Here is a 16,089-nt window from a genome sequence, read left to right on the forward strand (position 1 = left end):
TTACAGACCCAGCTGCTTGCGGAACGCCTGCGCCTGGCTGAAGTGCCCATTGCCGATGAACGGCACTGGCGGGCGCAGCGCTGACAGCGGCGAGGGGTGGTTGCTGGTCAGCACCAGATGGCCCCGGTCCTGTGGGATCAGCGCACGCTTGCTTTGCGCATGGCTGCCCCAGAGCATGAAGACCACCGGCTTGTCCCCCTCGGCCACCTGGCGGATGATCGCATCGGTGAGCAGCTCCCAGCCCTTGCCGCTGTGGCTGGCGGCCTGGCCCTCTTCCACCGTCAGGCAGGTGTTGAGCAGCAATACGCCATGCGTGGCCCATTTGACCAGGCTGCCACCTGGATCGGGGAAAGGCGGGAACGGCACGCCCAGGTCGCGCTGCATCTCCTTGAAGATGTTCTGCAGCGACGGGGGCAGGCGCACCCCCGGGGCGACGGAAAAAGCCAGGCCCTCGGCCTGCCCGCGCCCGTGGTAGGGGTCTTGCCCGAGGATGACCACGCGCACGCTCTCGGGCGGGGTCAGGCGCAAGGCGCGCAAAGGCTCGGGCGGGAAGATCACCGCCCCGGCGTCCAGGCGCTGCTGCAGGTACTGCGACAGCTGCTGGCCCTTGGGGCTGTCAAAGAATTGGTCCACCGTGGCTTGCCAGCCGGCAGCCACCTGGTGGTCATGGAGCGCTTCAGATGTCAGTTGCATGCCCGCATTGTGCACGCTGCGCGGCGCCGCTGGGCTATCGCCCTTTGCACTCGGCTTGCAGCGTAGACAGCGCTGCCGGGTTGAGCAGCGCCACCAGCCCACAGGCGAGGGCGCCCTGCCAGTGCACATAGTCATGCCCCGTGCTGTGCTCCCGCTGGGTCACCGGGTAGCCTTGGGTCCGCAGCACATCGCCCAGTTCACGGCTGGTCTCCAGAATGCCTACCTGCCCACCGCGTGCGCTTTCATAGCGGCCCGCATCCAGGTAAAAGCGAACGTTCTGGCGGGGCGCTGCCGCCCACCAGCGCGCCATCGCATTGGGCGCTTCGGCCTCCGGCGCCCACCAGTAGGAACCGGACAGGCTCAGCACATTGCCAAAGCGTTCCGGATGGCGCAGCGCCATATAGCTCGAAGCCAGGCCGCCATAGCTGGAGCCGGCAATCACCGTGCGTGCGGCGGGCACATCCAGCCTCTGCGTGGCCAACCAGGGCATCAGCTGCAGGCCCATGAAATCGGCAAATGCCGGGTTGGGCGGCAGCTCGGTATTGCGCAGCTCGCTGCTGGCATTGGCCACCAGCACCACGGCCGTGGCCGGGATCAAGCCCTGCGCCTGCAGCCGCTCCACGATCTGCGGCGTGGGCACCTGGCGCAGATAGGCATGGGCATCGAACAGCACCAGCAAGGCGCGCTGGTCCTGCGGGGTCTGGGCCCAGCCCGCAGGGCGGTAGATCCAGACATCGCGGCCATGGCCCAGGGCCGCCGAATGCAGCCAGTGGCGCTGCAGATCGCCCGGCAACGGCCCGTTGGCCGGCTGCGACCAGGGCTGCGCGGGCGCATCGGGCAGCTGCAGCACCGAGCGGCCCTGGTATGGGTCCACCGCTGCAGCGCCATCTTCCGACGCGGCCCAGCTGCGCGGGTTCAACGGGTCGCGCTGCAAGGTCGCCAGAATGCTGCGGCGCTGCTCGGTCGCCGTGCCGTCGATGCCGGGGACATCGGGCGCCATGCCATAGCTCAGGCGCGCATCGCTGGGCATCACAAAGCTGCTCCACCACACATCCGAGCGGCCCAGGCGCTGCAGCGATTCATGGCTGCCCGAGGGGCTGCCAAACAGGCGCACGCTGTGCTGCGCGCCGCGCCACAGAAAAGTCACCAGCCGCTCCTGGCCGCTCGAGGGCTCCACCAACGGCGTTCCGCGCTGGGCCATCTCCTGCCAGAAAGCATCAGTGGTGCCGCCACGTTCCAGATCGTGCGCCAAGGCCTGCAGGCGCGGGCTTTGCAGCGGCTTGTTGGGCAAGGCCACCGGTGGGCCGGCACGTGGGGCCCAGGCGCGTTGGATCTCTAGGCGGTAGTGGCCTGCGGCCGCCTGCGCAGGCAGCTGGCCGGCCTCTGCGCTGCTGCTGGCATAGGCCACCGCCGGCTGCGCATTCCAGTGCAACAGCAACTGCTCGCCCGCCTGGGCCTGCCAGGTGATGCCCTCGCCCACGCCATCACTGCGCAGCAGGCGGCGCAGATGCCGGCCTGCCGCATCTTGCAGATCCAGCTGCACACCACGGCCATCGACCTCCGCGCGCACCACGCTGCCGGCGGGCACCTGCAGCGCGTCGAGCTGCCAGCGCTGCTCTGCGCCAGGGGCCAACTGGCCTTGCACCGTTTGCCCAATGCGCAGCAACTGCGCGGGCGCTGGGCGCTCGGGTGCGCTGGCGCAGCCGCCCAGCACGGTCAGCCCCAGCGCTGCACTCGCAGCGAGCCCGCGCAGACGCGGTGGTGGCAGGACAAAGGCGCTGGGCGCTTGGGGGGCATGGCGATCATGGATACTCATGGACAACAACGGCAAACAGGCCGGCGACCCTTGCTGGGCGTGGGCCGCTAGCCGGGGAAGAAGGGAAAGAGGCGAAGAAAAAACCCACTTCTAAAATATAGAAATGGGAATTATTCGCAATTGATACTAGCACAGCGCCTGCGCTGCCAGACCCACCAACTTGCTTGACCAGCCATGCCCTACCAACGATACCCATGGACCCCGGCCCTCGCCGCGGCCTGTTTGCTGTGCAGCCTGGCCGCCGGCGCGCAGACCGCCAGCAGCGGAACCAGCACCACCGAGCGCGAGATTCAATCGCTGTTCAAGGCCTTGCAGCAGTCGGGCTGTGAATTTGCCCGCCATGGCCAGTGGTACAGCGCCAGCGAGGCCAGCGCGCATTTGCAGCGCAAGTACAGCTACCTGCAAAAAAGAGATTTGGCGCCCACGGCCGAGGCCTTTATTGCGCGCGCGGCCAGCCAAAGCAGCATGTCGGGCAAGCCCTATCTGGTGCGTTGCCCGGGCCAGCCGGAAGTGCGCAGCCAGCAATGGTTTGAGGCCCAGCTGGCCCAGGCACGCACGGCGCAGTAGCGGCATTGCGCCGCTACTCGTTTTTTCTTAGCTGCTTTGCTTAAGCGAACAGCTTGGCCAGTGCTTCGCCCGGTTCATCGGCGCGCATAAAGGCCTCGCCCACCAGGAAGGCGTGGATGCCGGCATCGCGCAAGGTCTTGACATCGTCCGGGCTGGCAATGCCCGACTCGGTCACCAGCAGGCGGTCGGCAGGCACCTGCTTTTGCAGATCCAAGGTGGTCTGGATGCTGACTTCAAACGTGCGCAGATCGCGGTTGTTGATGCCGATCAGCGGCGTCTTGAGCTTGAGCGCACGCGCCAGCTCGGCGCCGTCATGCACCTCGACGAGCACGGCCATGTCCAGGCTGCGTGCAATCTGTTCCATCTCGGCCATCTGGGCGTCGTCCAGGCAGGCGGCGATCAGCAGCACGCAGTCGGCGCCCATCGCGCGCGATTCATAGATCTGGTAGGGATCGACCATGAAATCCTTGCGCAGCACCGGCAGCAAGGTGCTGGCGCGGGCCTGCTTCAGAAAATCCGGCTCGCCCTGGAAGAACTGGCGGTCCGTCAGCACCGACAGGCAGGCGGCGCTGGTCTTGCCGTCGCCCACCATGTAGCTCTGGGCAATGTCGGCGGGGTCAAAATCGGCACGGATCACGCCCTTGCTGGGACTGGCCTTTTTCACCTCGGCGATCACCGCGGCCTGGCCTTGGGCGATCTTGGCGCGCAGCGCGCCGACAAAGTCACGGGTCAGCACACGGCTTTCGGCGTCGCGGCGCATCACCTCGAAGGGGCTGCGCTTCTTGGCCTCGGCCACTTCGATGCGCTTGGCCTCACAGATTTTTTTCAGAATATCGGACATGTGTTTTCCTTGGTTGGGAGGCCGGCTCAGGCGGCAAGCCGGCGCGTCAGGGCCACCAGGTCCTGCAGCTTTTGCAAGGCCGCGCCGCTGTCGATCGCAGCGCGGGCGCGCTGCAGGCCGTCTTCGATCGAACTGGCCACATTGGCCGCATAGAGTGCCGCACCGGCGTTGAGGCAGACGATATCGCGTGCGGGGCCTTGCTCGCCTTGCAGGATGCCCATCAGCATCGCCTTGGACTGTTCGGCATTGTCGACGCGGAACGCGCGCGTGCCCACCATTTGGATACCGAAGTCTTCCGGATGGATCTGGTACTCGCGCACCACGCCGTCCTTGAGCTCGCCCACCAGGGTGCTGGCGCCCAGGCTGATCTCGTCGAGGCCATCACGGCCATAGACGACGATCGCATGCTCGGCGCCCAGGCGCTGCAGTGCGCGCACCTGGATACCGACCAGGTCTTCGTGGAAGACGCCCATCAGGATATTGGGCGCGCTGGCCGGATTGGTCAGGGGCCCGAGGATATTGAAGATGGTGCGCACGCCCAGTTCCTTGCGGACCGGGGCCACGTTCTTCATCGCCGGGTGGTGGTTGGGCGCAAACATGAAGCCGATGCCCACCTCGGCAATGCTCTGGGCGATCTGCTCGGGGCTCAGCTGGATGTTGACACCCAGTGCTTCCATCGCATCGGCACTGCCCGATTTGCTGGAGACGCTGCGCCCGCCATGCTTGCTGACCTTGCCACCGGCAGCGGCAATGACAAACACGGAGCAGGTCGAGATGTTGAAGGTGTTGGCACCATCGCCACCGGTGCCGACGATATCGACCAGGTGCTGGCGATCGGCCACATGGACCTTGTTGGAGAACTCGCGCATCACCTGGGCGGCAGCGCTGATCTCGCCAATGGTTTCCTTCTTGACGCGCAGGCCGGTCAGAATGGCGGCAGTCATCACCGGGGAGAGCTCGCCCTGCATGATCATGCGCATCAGGTGCAGCATCTCGTCGTGGAAGATTTCGCGGTGCTCGATGGTGCGCTGCAGCGCTTCTTGGGGAGTAATCGACATGGAGTTTCTCGCTGTATCAGGGGTCAGGCGCCGGGCTTGTCGGTCAGCGCCAGCTTGAGGCCAAAGCCAATGAACATGGCGCCGGCCGCGCGGTCGAGCCAATGCAGCCGTTGGCGCAGCCAGCCGGCGCGCCGGGCCATTCCGGCACCCATCCCCACCCAGAGCATATTGACGGGGATGGCGTTCAGGTTGAAGAGCAGGCCCAGCGCGGCAAAGGCCAGGCTCTTGTGGGCATAGTCGGCAGCGATGAACTGCGGAATAAAGGCCAGAAAAAAGATCGCAACCTTGGGGTTGAGCACGTTGGTCCAGAAGCCGCCCCAGAAGATGCGCGCCAGAGGGGTGCCCGGCTCTGCCAGAGCCGGTGCGTTACCGGCAGGCGACAGCGGCTTGCTGTTGTTTTTGCTGCGCAGCATCTGCAGGCCCATCCACAGCAGGTAGGCCGCGCCCAGCCACTTGAGCACGCCAAAGGCGGTGGCCGAGGCGGCCAGCAATGCGCCAACACCCAGCGCAGCAGCCGTCACATGCACCATGCAGCCAGCGGTGATACCGGCGCTGGACACCAGGCCGGCACGCCAGCCCTGGCGCGCTGCATGGCTGAGCATGTAGAACACGTCCGGGCCCGGGGTGAGGTTGAGCAGCCAGCCAGCTGCGATGAACATCAGCAACTGGTGCGGCTCGGCCATCAGCGCTGCTCCAGAAAGTTCTTCAGCATCGCATGGCCATGCTCGGTGAGGATGCTCTCGGGATGGAACTGCACGCCCTGGATCGGCAGGCTCTTGTGGCGCACGCCCTGGATTTCGCCATCTTCACTGGTGGCGGTCACTTCCAGGCAATCGGGGCAGCTGCTGCGCTCGATCACCAGCGAGTGGTAGCGGTTGACGGTGAATTGCGCCGGCAGACCGGCAAACACGCCTTCTTGCTTGGTCGTGATCACGCTGGTCTTGCCATGCATTTGCTGCACGGCACGCACCACCTTGCCGCCAAAGGCCGCGCCAATGGCCTGGTGGCCCAGGCATACGCCCAAAATAGGCAGCTTGCCGGCAAAGTGCTGGATTGCCGCGATGGAGATACCGGCTTCGGCCGGCGAGCAGGGACCGGGCGAGATGACCAGCCAATCGGGCTGGTGGGCAGCGATGGCCTCGAGCGAGGTTTCGTCATTGCGCACCACCACGACCTCGACCCCCAACTCACCGAAGTACTGCACGATGTTGTAGGTGAAGCTGTCGTAGTTATCGACCATCAACAGTTTTTTCATCGTCACTCCCGGGGTTTGCCACCCGCTTGCAAGCGGGCCAGTTCGCGGTGTTCGTAGGCGATGTAGGCTTCCATCATCGCGCGGTAGATGGCCTCGATCACATCGGGTTGGCCGCCTTCGAGCGCCGCGCGTTCGCGCACGCGGCTGACGATGGTCTCGATGCGCTCTTCATCACGCACCAGCGCGGGGTTGTTCTTGACCTTGGCAGCCTGGGTCATGTAGCCACCGCGCTCCACCAGCAGGGGCACCAGGATGTCGTCGAGCGCATTCACATTGCGGCGCACGTCGGCCATGGTGTTGCAGTCTTCTACTTTGTCGATAGCGCGGGTCATTCCAGTCCTTCCTCAACGAGTTCGGCCGCGCGCAGCAGTGCGCGGGCCTTGTGTTCGGTCTCTTTCCATTCCAGCTCGGGCACCGAGTCGGCGACCACGCCGGCCGCCGCCTGCACATAGAGCATGCCGTCCTTGATAACGCCAGTGCGGATCGCAATGGCCAGGTCCATGTCGCCGGCAAAGCTCAGGTAGCCGCAGGCACCACCATAGATACCGCGCTTGACCGGCTCGAGCTGGTCGATGACTTCCATCGCATGCACCTTGGGCGCACCCGACAGGGTGCCGGCCGGAAACGTGGCCTTGAGCACGTCCATGCTGGTCATGCCGTCCTTCAAAATGCCCTCGACATTGCTGACGATGTGCATCACATGGCTGTAGCGCTCCACCGCGAAGGCCTCGGTCACCTTGACCGAGCCGGTCTTGGCAATGCGGCCGATGTCATTGCGCGCCAGGTCGATCAGCATCACGTGCTCGGCGCGCTCCTTGGGGTCGTTCACCAGCTCCTGCTCGGTGGCCTTGTCCTTTTCCGGCGTTGCAGCGCGCGGCCGCGTGCCGGCCAGCGGGCGGATGGTGATCTTCTGCCCTTCCTCGACCTGCTCCTGGCGCACCAGAATCTCGGGGCTGGCACCTACCACCTGGAAATCACCAAAGTGGTAGTAGTACATATAGGGGCTGGGGTTGAGCGAGCGCAGCGCGCGGTACAGCGACAGCGGGTTCTCGGTGTAGCGCTTCTGGATGCGCTGGCCCACCTGCACCTGCATGAAGTCGCCGGCGGCAATCATCTCCTTGGCCTCCAGCACAGCCTGGAGGTAATCGGCCTTGGCAAAGCTGCGCTCGGACGGGTAGCTGTCACCGGCCTTGATTTGCGGCACGCTGACCGAGTAGCGCAGCTGCTCCTTGAGCTGGCGCACGCGCTTCTTGGCCTTGGAATAGGCCTCGGCCTCGGCCGGGTTGGCGTAGACGATCAGGTAGAGCTTGCCCGAGAGGTTGTCGATGACGGCGACCTCTTCGCACTGCAGCAGCAGGATGTCGGGCGTGCCCAAGGTGTCGGGCGGGCAGCTGTTCTCGAGCTTTTTCTCGATGTAGCGCACCGCGTCATACCCGAAATACCCCGCCAGACCACCGCAAAAGCGCGGCAGACCGGGCGACAGCGCGACCTTGAAGCGCTTTTGGTAGTCGGCAATAAAATCCAGCGGATTGCCTGCATGGGTCTCGACCACCTGGCCATCGGTCACCACCTCGGTGCGGGCATCGGCACCAAAGCCGCTGGCGCGCAAGAGGCTGCGGGCAGGCAGGCCGATAAAGCTGTAACGGCCAAAACGCTCGCCTCCGACCACGGATTCGAGCAGAAAGCTGTGCTTGCCATCGTCATGCGTGTGGCAGAGCTTGAGGTACAGGGAGAGAGGGGTTTCCAGATCCGCAAACGCTTCTGCGACGAGAGGAATGCGGTTGTAGCCTTGGTTGGCCAGACTTTTGAATTCGAGTTCGGTGATCACGAAGAACCATCCCCAGCTTGAGCAGCGCACGCTGGATGTGTGCGTATCGTGCGCTGCAGTTCATCTTTGGTGGGCTGGCCTTGCAACCAGCCCTCGGGCGCACGCTGGGGCGTGTTACCCAGCGGCAATCAAACAGGCATAGATACAGGCTTACGCCAGGGCCAAGCTCCCCGGTCGGAACGACCTGTAATGACTGCGTGATGGATGAACATGGCGCCTAGTGTAGCAAACGAAACCACAAACGACGGTGTAAAAACCAGAAAACCGGGGATTTCAGCGTAGCAAGCCCGCCGCCGTCCCCTGCCCGGTCTGCAGACTGCCCCGCTGCAGCCGCTGGTGCTGGCAGCGCCTGGGCTGCAAAGCGCCCACCAAGGTATCGACGACCTGCTGCGCCTTGGCCGAGTTGTCGCCCGAGAAGTTGCAGACGTAGACATCGAGCGTGACATGGCCCAGCTCCGGCCAGGTGTGGATCGCCACATGCGACTCGGCCAGCAAAACCACGCCGGTCACACCACCGGGCTGGCCGTTGTGGCCGGGAAACGGCACCCAGCTGTCATGCATGCGCGTCAGCCCCGCATCGGCCACCGCCTGGTTGCACAGCGCAGCGAGCGCCTGCGCATCGACCAGCCAGGCCGCTGGGCACTGGCAGTCATACAGGTCGGCAGTCAGGTGCAGTCCGTCCACAGAAAACAGCCTCAGGCCTGCAGCTCGCTGAGCGCATCGACATAGCCGGCCGCTGCCACCTGGCGGATCGGCTGGCCGTGGTTGTAGCCATAGCTGACCAGCACCACCGGGCAGCCGGCGTTGTGCGCTGCCTCGGCATCGTTGCAGCTGTCACCCACCATCAAGGTCTGGGCCGGCTTGCTGCCCAGCGCCTCGCAGGTCTTGAGCAGCGGCAGCGGATCGGGCTTCTTGCGCTCGAACGAGTCACCGCCAAACACATGGTCAAAATAGTCGCGCAGCCCCTTGGCGCGCAGCAGCGGCTCGGCAAACGACAGCGGCTTGTTGGTCAGGCAGGCCATCTTCAGCCCCTTGGAGCGCCATTGCGCCAGCCCCTTCTCCACCCCGTCATACACGCGGGAGAAACGGCCATTGATCGCCAGGTAGTGGTGCTGGTAGCGCTCCCAGGCCTGGGCATAACGGTTGTCGATCTCGGTGGCCGGCACTGGCTGGCCGCTCGCTTGGTGCACCTGGGCCAGCACATGGGTCAGCACCGCGCGCAGCAGATGCTCCGACCCCTTGCCCACCATCGGCTCAATGGTCTGCACATCGATCGCCGGCAGCTGCAGATCCGCCAGCATGCGGTTGAGCGCCTCGGCAAAGTCCCCCATGGTGTCGACCATGGTGCCGTCCAGGTCGACAATGACGGCTTCGCAGCGCTGCTGGAGCAACGGAATAGAGATGGCAATCATGAAATAAAGTTCACAAATCCAAAGGAATTGATGTTATCCCTCAAGAAATAGGGTTGCAAAATCGAAGCCTTCTCTCGAGAACCTGAGGGGAGCCCCAATGGAACCTATCACCTGGCGCTGGCTCGAGATCTTTCCTAGGCCTGTAGATTTTTGAGCAAAGCTTCATGAGCCAAGCAAATTGTCTAGGAATCTAGCATTCAACCAGACTGATCGGAACCTGCTTGAGTTAGCACCAAGTTCACTGGCAACTTGTCATCCGCCAAAAGCCGCGCATAGCGCTTTTCCCACTCAGGGTTGCGATGCCCAATTAGTCGAACAGACTCTCGATAGAGCTGATCAACTAAATATATAGAGGCGCCCACTTCCCCAGCACAGCGCAAGATGAGATCACAGGAGACCTCAACGAACAAAGCGGAAAGTATGTCGTTTGCTTCTTTGGTACTTGCTGAAAAGTGACCATTTCGCAGCGACACAACAACATCCCGAGTAGACACAATCGGGCCGTAAGGTACATTCAAGTGTGTGGAAATCATGTAAGCGCCGGACATGCTAATTCCAATGTTGTGTAGGCGAGTGTCGCACCTTAGCAGTCTTGAGCAGCTAAGTTCCTTCATCTCAGGACTCACATGACCTTTTTCTTAAGTTCCGAGGAGAAAGGCCACGTACAAAGCTTAGAAGCCCAAGTTACCGATTTCTACCGATCTTAGCTTAACAGGCCTGCGTAGATGTTCGATCGCTGGCCACGGCCCCCAGCGCGTCGTTGAGCGCAGTGTTTTGCAGAGCAAGCTCAACATACATTCGCTTGAGACGTTCGTTCTCCAGCTTCAGATCCCGGATCTGAGGAAGGTGTTCTCGGTCGACTTGAGCGTATCGCGCTCGCCACCGATAGAAAGTGGTCTCACTGATGGAGTGTCGTTTGCAGACCTCCGATACCTTTCCACCCACTTCTACCTCTCGTAGGACGGCTAAAACGCCTGCCTCCTTCATTGTTCCTGCACTCACGACGCAACCCTTACTTGAACGCATCATTGCAGCTGGCATTTGCTCCCAGCTGTGACTCACACAAAATTAGCCTCTCTCCGCCAAGAGCAGAGAAGTCAATAGCACTAAATTGTTGCATATAAGTAGGCAACTTATAAAGAGTCGGCTTTTAAGGAGTCGACCTCTGACGAGGAGAATTAGAGACTCCTCGGATGCCGATTCCTAAGAAAGACAAGCCCAGACTGAAGATCTCTGGAAAGCAGTTACTTGCGAGCAACGTGCTGCGCCTTCGCCGCATGAAGCGTTGGACTCAAGAGGAGCTAAGCTATGAAGCTGGCTTGCACAGGACCATGGTGGGACAGATAGAGCGAGAACGCAGGAATGTCACCCTGGCTACGATGGAGTCCCTAGCCGCCGCATTAGAGGTGGACATAGGTGAACTGTTGGCCAAAGACGGAGGATGGTCTTCCCAGGGTCTTGCAATGCCGTCAACTGCGGCTGTTGAGGAGTGAAGCCCAGGGGAACTGAGACAGAATCTGTCGAGGCTCTTGAGTCAGTCTTGGCAGTCTGGCTGAGTGTCCGTTTTCGACACCCTAGGAACATCAAGATAGGCTGTTCGGCCAACTTCTTGCCAAGGCATCCACGCTCTCAGCCGATGTCAAGCAGTGACACCCGTGACCATGCGCCAAAGCACCTTTTCTACTTCTAATGCACCTTCGTCACTATCAAGAAGCTCTATAGGCTTCACATTGTTCAGGGCAGGACACTGTTGATCTATCCATTCAGATAGCCACTGCTGTGCGTCAATATTGTTCGGCTCTCCAAACTGGAGCACAATTTTTTCTGCAAGATGCATGAGCTTCTCGTAGCGGCTTGCCCTGACCGTCCCTGTCTGAAACCTAGTCATTGTGAGTGCTCCTTAATTAGTAGACCAGTTCGCCGCTAAACGAATGGCCAAGGATTTCGCAGAAGCCAGTGACAAGGATACCGCCAAGCATCAATTGCGGTTCGAGCGGTTCCAGAGATCATTTGCAGACAAGTCTAACGAACATCGGCAGGCTCCTGGTGTTATGCAAAGGCTGGTTGGCAGGAGGACGGCTATGACTCACATTGAAGTGGTGCTTTCGGCCAGTAGAGAACAGCCGCAAGGCACCTCAGATAGACGGCTTCAGGCTGATCTGCGACATTCGGCCGGCAAGGGCGAATGGCGGCGGCCGCGCCAAGCGGTCATTAAACCCGTTGCGCGCTGGCCGGCCGGTCTACATTGGAACCGGCCGTAACGTCCACGGTGAGCAGAGTGACGGCAGCGGTCTTCATTTCTGCCCACAGTTCGAGACGCCAGCATGCGTCTGGGATCAGACGGCAGCGAGATTGTGGACGTCTTCGGCCGGGAACAGTCCAAGGCCCGCGATGGCGGCATGCGCCGCCGCCGGATCGTCCGCGAAGAAAACCACAGCCAGATCTTTTCCGGCGCGTGAGCAGCACACATACAGCAGACGCCGTGTGCGGTCGAAAGTTGTCTCGTTGCCCTCACGCAGGTTGATCCGGTCCGTATCGGACGGCGGCGTGATGCCAAAGAGCTTTCCGTATGAGAACTGGTTGTGGCGGCCTTCCTCGTCATCGAGAACTGTCAGGACGCGGCTGAATTCGGCCCCCTTGACCCCCTGATGCGTCTCGAAGGGCGACTGCTCCTCGATGTAAGTACGGTAGCCCCAGAGCTCCTTCATCGGAGTGTGAAGCAGCTTTTGCAAAGCCGCTGCATCGCCAGTGTCCGTAGGTGGAGCGGATGGGTTGTATTCGGCCATAGCAGTTAGAAGGCGATCATCCAGCCTGAACATCCTGCCATCCCGAAGATGTCTCAGTGCTTCGAACGCAACGACGGTGGAGGTCGCGCCGCATGACTGGGCGAGGGCTTTCACCCGCTCGTCCAGCTCCTTGAGGAGCGCCGGCAACGCGTTCGCGCGCGCGTGCTCGCGCTGAAGCGAAGGAGCGAAGCGACGCAACAGATTCATCACCTCGAACTGATCGTCGGCCCCTTTGGCCAAGACGAGCGGCATCAGAAACTTCAGGAAGGGCTGTACCGACCAATTCGAGCCATCATCGAACCCATCCTTCAGTCCTTCAGATGTTTTGTCGTGGAAGGCCTCGTAGAGACCACCAAAGCCCAGACGGCTTGCGGCCATGCGGTGCGCGATCACCAACACCTTCACATCGGCTTCCGGCTCATCGCTGAGCCAGAGGGGATCGGCGTGTCGATCAGCCAGCCATTGACGAGCGGCAGCCAACCGCCTGCTCCTGTCATCCTTGGGAACGATGAGAAGTTTTGCTGTGCCCAGAACGGACGTTCGCTCTGCTCCAACGAGTTCAGTCTTGCCGCCTGTCTGGGTCAGACCGTCACCGCCAGCCCTGATGTTATTGATGACGTTCAGGACTGCCACAGGGCACCGGAAGTTTTCCGGCTTTTCGATGGACTTCCATCCAGCGAGAGGTTCAATCGCACCCGCGCCAGCTGTGTAAATCTTCTGCATTGGATCGCCGATGAAGCCGAGGCAGAACTTCGAACCAAGCGCTTTCGAAATTGCCTTGAGCGACTCAACCACGGCAGGAGCCGTGTCCTGGCTTTCGTCCACGAAAACGAACGGGAATTTCTGGCCGACGACCTTGGCGATGAGAGGTTGGGAACAGATCAGCTCGGTGGACAGTCTTACCACATCATCATGCCCCAAGATCCCTTTCGGGTAGTCACTACCGACGCCGTAGGTGAAACGGTCAACAGAGACGATTTTCCGCTTCTGCTCGTGGTAGCGCTCGATATCGGCCGCAGCCTGAACCCGCGTCTTGTCCTGCGTCCGGTTCGTGAAGGCAGCGATCTTCGCTTCAGTGTCGGCGATCTTCTGATCGAGGCGGCGATCTACCCAACTCGCGATGTCTGCCTGAAAAGGCTTGAGGGCGGTCCAGAGAAAGCTGTGAATGGTCGAAACGTGGAAGAGCGGATCGTTCCCGACGTCGCCCCATATCTCTCCGACAGCGACCTCGGTGTAGGTAATGCAGGCAATCTTCTTTGCTCGTTGGCGAAGGTAGGGTCCGCGTGTTATTCGCAGGTGATCGAGTGCCTTGACAATCGAAGTGGTTTTCCCCGATCCCGCGCCCGAGACCATGACGAATCCCGTCGAAGCGTCAGCGTCAAGAAGAGCCCGCAGCTCGATATCCGCCGGCGTATCCGGCTTGCCCGCACGGCTCGTCATTCGGCGGCCTCAATAGCGCTGACGGCTGCGTCAGGAGCAGGCTCCAGCTTCGCGGGAACGCTCTCGACCGTGCCGTCACCGATCACAACATGCGTCGTGAGCCAGTCAAGGCCATCCTGGATATAGGCAGGGACAACCCAGCTCGCATCGCTGCTAGCAAGAAGCCCTAGTGCGAAGTTCGTCTTCTTGAAGCTTTCGCCCTTAACCCTCTTGTGGATTTTGGCGGCAATCTCTTCGAGCGACATCGTGGACGATTTGGCCCAGCGCAGCCCGACCTCGTGATGCTCCTTCTTTTGGCACCAGACGAGATTTTCATATGCAAACGTCTCCTCAAGCGTACGACTCTTGAGTTCGAGCGTATCCTTGCCCCACGTCGCATTCACGGGGCACTGATAGGTGACCATCACATGCGCGCCGCCATCCGCCGTGGGAGCCTGAAGTCTGTCACTGGCCGGCGCAGCCAGGAGCTCATCGACCAATGACTTGCCCGGAAGCCATTGGAGCAGGGTCTGGTTCGCCGTGATTGCGCCGGGAGTGCCGGCGGGACATTTCGACCTTGGCTTGGGTTTTTTCTCACCTTCTGCGTCTTGGCTCCCATCGTCGTCATCATCATTCTCTTCTTCAGCATCTTCCGCCGCTTCGGCGGCCGCGCTGTCTCCTGCTACCGCTTCTTCTTCCTTCTTCGGCGATGCTGGATGCACGCTGTCGAGGTCGGTCACGATCAGTGTCGGCAGTCCGAGGAACTCGATCAGCTTGCGGAATCGGTAGGCAAAAGCGCCGCCCACTTCGAGGATACTCAGATAGGCTGCGCTGAGCTTTTTGGCGCCCTGCGCAATCATCAGCGGCAGGACGAGGCGCTCAACGTTTCCTTCAACCAGAATGGCCGCATCTGCGAAGAAGAGGTCGCAATGCGTCAGCTTCATGTAGCGCTGAAGGAAATCCCGGTCGGGCTCGTTCTGATCGTAAAAGACCGACAGGTTGAAAACGACTGAGCTCTGCTTAGCGCCAGTATCCGGCGAGCGTCTGAAGTAGCGGATCGGCTGGAATCCACGCTCATAGAGAATGTGCGGCGAGTGTGTGGTGATCACAAATTGCGTCGCATAGCCGTCATCACCCGAGGGTGGGATCAGGTCGGTGAGCTTGCGCACGAATGCCTGCTGGAGTTGGGCATGCATGTGCGCCTCCGGCTCCTCGATGAAAATGAGGTGGATAGGCTGTCGTTTGTCTTCCTCGCCTTCCTCGGTGGTGGACCAGGCCGAATGAAGGTCTAGGAGTTCAACGCCCATGTAGATGAGATTCTTGTACCCAAGGCCGTTATAGCAGTCAGGGAGCGCGAGTGCTTCCGCTTCGGCAGTCGCTTCTTCGAGTAGGTAGTGAACCTTCGCCTGCTGGTCGCCCATGAGACGCTCCAGCTTGAGCGCCGCGCGGATCTCAAGGGAGGGGTTTGCGAGGCCTGGGTAGCCAAGCTTTCGGAGCGACTTGAATGTGTCGCTGAACACGTCGGAAAAGTGTTTGGTGAGCTGGTCCTCGGAGAGCGCGAGGGCTCTAAGCGCGTTGTGATCGTCTTCCCGTTTTTTCTGATTGCGGGTGTAGAAGCGGCTCAGCCGTTTCGAGAGGTCTTCCGTTCTTGCCTGAGCGTTCCCGTCGCTTAGGTGGCGCTGCGCGCTAAGGAAGTCGACTTTGATCAGCGAGTTGATGACGGTATGTCCGGATCGCTCGGCATCACCGATGATCTCTTTGGGCGTATAGGCCGCGTCGGCAGTTTCCGCCTTGAGCTGCGCCTCATCCAGAATGAAGTAGCGCAGGCCATATTCGTTCTTTAGCTCTCGGGAGAGATAGTCGCGCATGTTGCGCGGCCAAGGCTGGTAGTCCTGCCCGTCTTTTTCCTTGGTCTTCGCAAACTTGGCTGCTTCGGCCGCCTTCACCCTGAAGTTCGCGAGTGTCTGCGCGGCATCCTTGGCCGCGAATTCGATGCGAAGTCCGACCAGCGATCCTTCCCAAGCGGCGCGTGGCAGCAGCTCGACCACGCGATAGAGATTGTCCGCATCTACGCTGATCCAGACATCAAGGGACATGGTCGGAAATTCGACCTTCGCGTCTGCCGCGCCTTCGGCTGGAAAGTTCTCGAAGTCGGCCCAGCAGCCCGCGCAAAAGTCGTGAACCGTGAATTTGTCCTTGCCGCCCGAAAGGAAAAGTTCAATCGCGTGAGTGGCGGAAGTCTTCCCACTGTTGTTGGCCCCGACGAAGATCGTCAGGTCATGGGAGAAATCTATGCGTGCGTCCTTCAATCTCCGGAAATTTTTGAAGGCAAGAGAATGTACATGCATGTTGTTCGTTGCTCCCCCGGGCAGTGTGTATATTGAAATGTTATACGGACTATCGCATAAGCTGGT

General features: G+C 61.2%; 17 protein-coding genes. 2 read left to right on the forward strand and 15 right to left on the reverse strand.

Features of this window, described 5'->3' with window-relative positions; genetic code table 11:
- Together ACCQ08_RS21490 and ACCQ08_RS21495 are read right to left on the reverse strand one after the other, a co-directional pair.
- The gene (locus ACCQ08_RS21490; protein WP_239810502.1) at positions 1-693 is read right to left on the reverse strand and encodes a uracil-DNA glycosylase; all 693 of its coding nucleotides are present in this window, start codon (positions 691-693) and stop codon (positions 1-3) included.
- 34 nt (positions 694-727) lie between these two features.
- A complete protein-coding gene (locus tag ACCQ08_RS21495) occupies positions 728-2,509 on the reverse strand; it encodes an enterochelin esterase domain-containing protein (RefSeq protein WP_373450936.1) in 1,782 nt (593 codons plus the stop codon).
- A gap of 174 nt (positions 2,510-2,683) precedes the next feature.
- Here ACCQ08_RS21495 and ACCQ08_RS21500 point away from each other — a divergent pair, with 174 nt between their 5' ends.
- On the forward strand, positions 2,684-3,076 hold the full coding sequence (locus tag ACCQ08_RS21500; RefSeq protein ID WP_373450937.1) for a DUF5329 domain-containing protein: 393 nt from the start codon (positions 2,684-2,686) through the stop codon (positions 3,074-3,076).
- 40 nt (positions 3,077-3,116) lie between these two features.
- Here ACCQ08_RS21500 and trpC read toward each other — a convergent pair whose 3' ends face one another.
- From trpC to ACCQ08_RS21550, 10 genes are all read right to left on the reverse strand, one after another.
- Complete coding sequence (gene trpC / locus ACCQ08_RS21505; RefSeq protein ID WP_239810494.1) at positions 3,117-3,917, reverse strand: indole-3-glycerol phosphate synthase TrpC; 801 nt, start codon at positions 3,915-3,917, stop codon at positions 3,117-3,119.
- Between the two features lie 26 nt (positions 3,918-3,943).
- On the reverse strand, positions 3,944-4,975 hold the full coding sequence (trpD, locus tag ACCQ08_RS21510; protein ID WP_239810493.1) for an anthranilate phosphoribosyltransferase: 1,032 nt from the start codon (positions 4,973-4,975) through the stop codon (positions 3,944-3,946).
- A gap of 23 nt (positions 4,976-4,998) precedes the next feature.
- On the reverse strand, positions 4,999-5,658 hold the full coding sequence (locus ACCQ08_RS21515) for a LysE family translocator (protein WP_373450938.1): 660 nt from the start codon (positions 5,656-5,658) through the stop codon (positions 4,999-5,001).
- A complete protein-coding gene (locus ACCQ08_RS21520) occupies positions 5,658-6,230 on the reverse strand; it encodes an aminodeoxychorismate/anthranilate synthase component II (RefSeq protein ID WP_373450939.1) in 573 nt (190 codons plus the stop codon). Before ACCQ08_RS21520 ends, ACCQ08_RS21515 begins: the two co-directional genes overlap by 1 nt.
- Positions 6,231-6,232: 2 nt before the next feature.
- A complete protein-coding gene (locus ACCQ08_RS21525) occupies positions 6,233-6,562 on the reverse strand; it encodes a chorismate mutase (RefSeq protein WP_239810490.1) in 330 nt (109 codons plus the stop codon).
- Entirely contained in the window at positions 6,559-8,058 is a 1,500-nt protein-coding gene (gene trpE / locus ACCQ08_RS21530) for an anthranilate synthase component I (protein ID WP_239810489.1), read from the reverse strand. Before trpE ends, ACCQ08_RS21525 begins: the two co-directional genes overlap by 4 nt.
- A gap of 273 nt (positions 8,059-8,331) precedes the next feature.
- A complete protein-coding gene (speD, locus tag ACCQ08_RS21535; RefSeq protein ID WP_373450940.1) occupies positions 8,332-8,742 on the reverse strand; it encodes an adenosylmethionine decarboxylase in 411 nt (136 codons plus the stop codon).
- An 11-nt stretch (positions 8,743-8,753) separates the two neighbouring features.
- A complete protein-coding gene (gene gph / locus ACCQ08_RS21540) occupies positions 8,754-9,470 on the reverse strand; it encodes a phosphoglycolate phosphatase (RefSeq protein ID WP_373450941.1) in 717 nt (238 codons plus the stop codon).
- A 197-nt stretch (positions 9,471-9,667) separates the two neighbouring features.
- Positions 9,668-10,018, reverse strand: coding sequence for a hypothetical protein (locus ACCQ08_RS21545; protein ID WP_339520158.1), 351 nt, complete (start codon positions 10,016-10,018; stop codon positions 9,668-9,670).
- Positions 10,019-10,178: 160 nt separating this feature from the next.
- Positions 10,179-10,511 carry a transposase gene (locus ACCQ08_RS21550; RefSeq protein ID WP_373450942.1) on the reverse strand — a complete coding sequence of 111 codons (333 nt, stop codon included), beginning with the start codon at positions 10,509-10,511 and terminating at the stop codon, positions 10,179-10,181.
- 236 nt (positions 10,512-10,747) lie between these two features.
- On the opposite strand from ACCQ08_RS21550, the gene ACCQ08_RS21555 reads away from it, so the two are divergent.
- Positions 10,748-10,963: a helix-turn-helix domain-containing protein gene (locus ACCQ08_RS21555; protein ID WP_373450958.1), complete on the forward strand. Its 216-nt coding sequence runs from the start codon at positions 10,748-10,750 to the stop codon at positions 10,961-10,963.
- A 146-nt stretch (positions 10,964-11,109) separates the two neighbouring features.
- Here the strand turns inward: ACCQ08_RS21555 and ACCQ08_RS21560 are convergent, their stop codons facing one another.
- The 3 genes from ACCQ08_RS21560 to ACCQ08_RS21570 form a co-directional block, all read right to left on the reverse strand.
- Positions 11,110-11,307, reverse strand: a complete 198-nt coding sequence (locus ACCQ08_RS21560) for an antitoxin Xre/MbcA/ParS toxin-binding domain-containing protein (protein WP_373450943.1) — start codon at positions 11,305-11,307, stop codon at positions 11,110-11,112.
- A 499-nt stretch (positions 11,308-11,806) separates the two neighbouring features.
- Positions 11,807-13,696, reverse strand: a complete 1,890-nt coding sequence (locus ACCQ08_RS21565; RefSeq protein ID WP_373450944.1) for a UvrD-helicase domain-containing protein — start codon at positions 13,694-13,696, stop codon at positions 11,807-11,809.
- Positions 13,693-16,023, reverse strand: coding sequence for an ATP-dependent endonuclease (locus tag ACCQ08_RS21570; RefSeq protein WP_373450945.1), 2,331 nt, complete (start codon positions 16,021-16,023; stop codon positions 13,693-13,695). The genes ACCQ08_RS21565 and ACCQ08_RS21570 overlap by 4 nt, the downstream gene beginning before the upstream one ends.
- Positions 16,024-16,089 lie beyond the last annotated feature (66 nt).

Source organism: Comamonas sp. SY3 (assembly GCF_041730275.1).
In the GTDB taxonomy this organism is placed as follows: Bacteria; Pseudomonadota; Gammaproteobacteria; order Burkholderiales; family Burkholderiaceae_C; genus Comamonas; species Comamonas sediminis.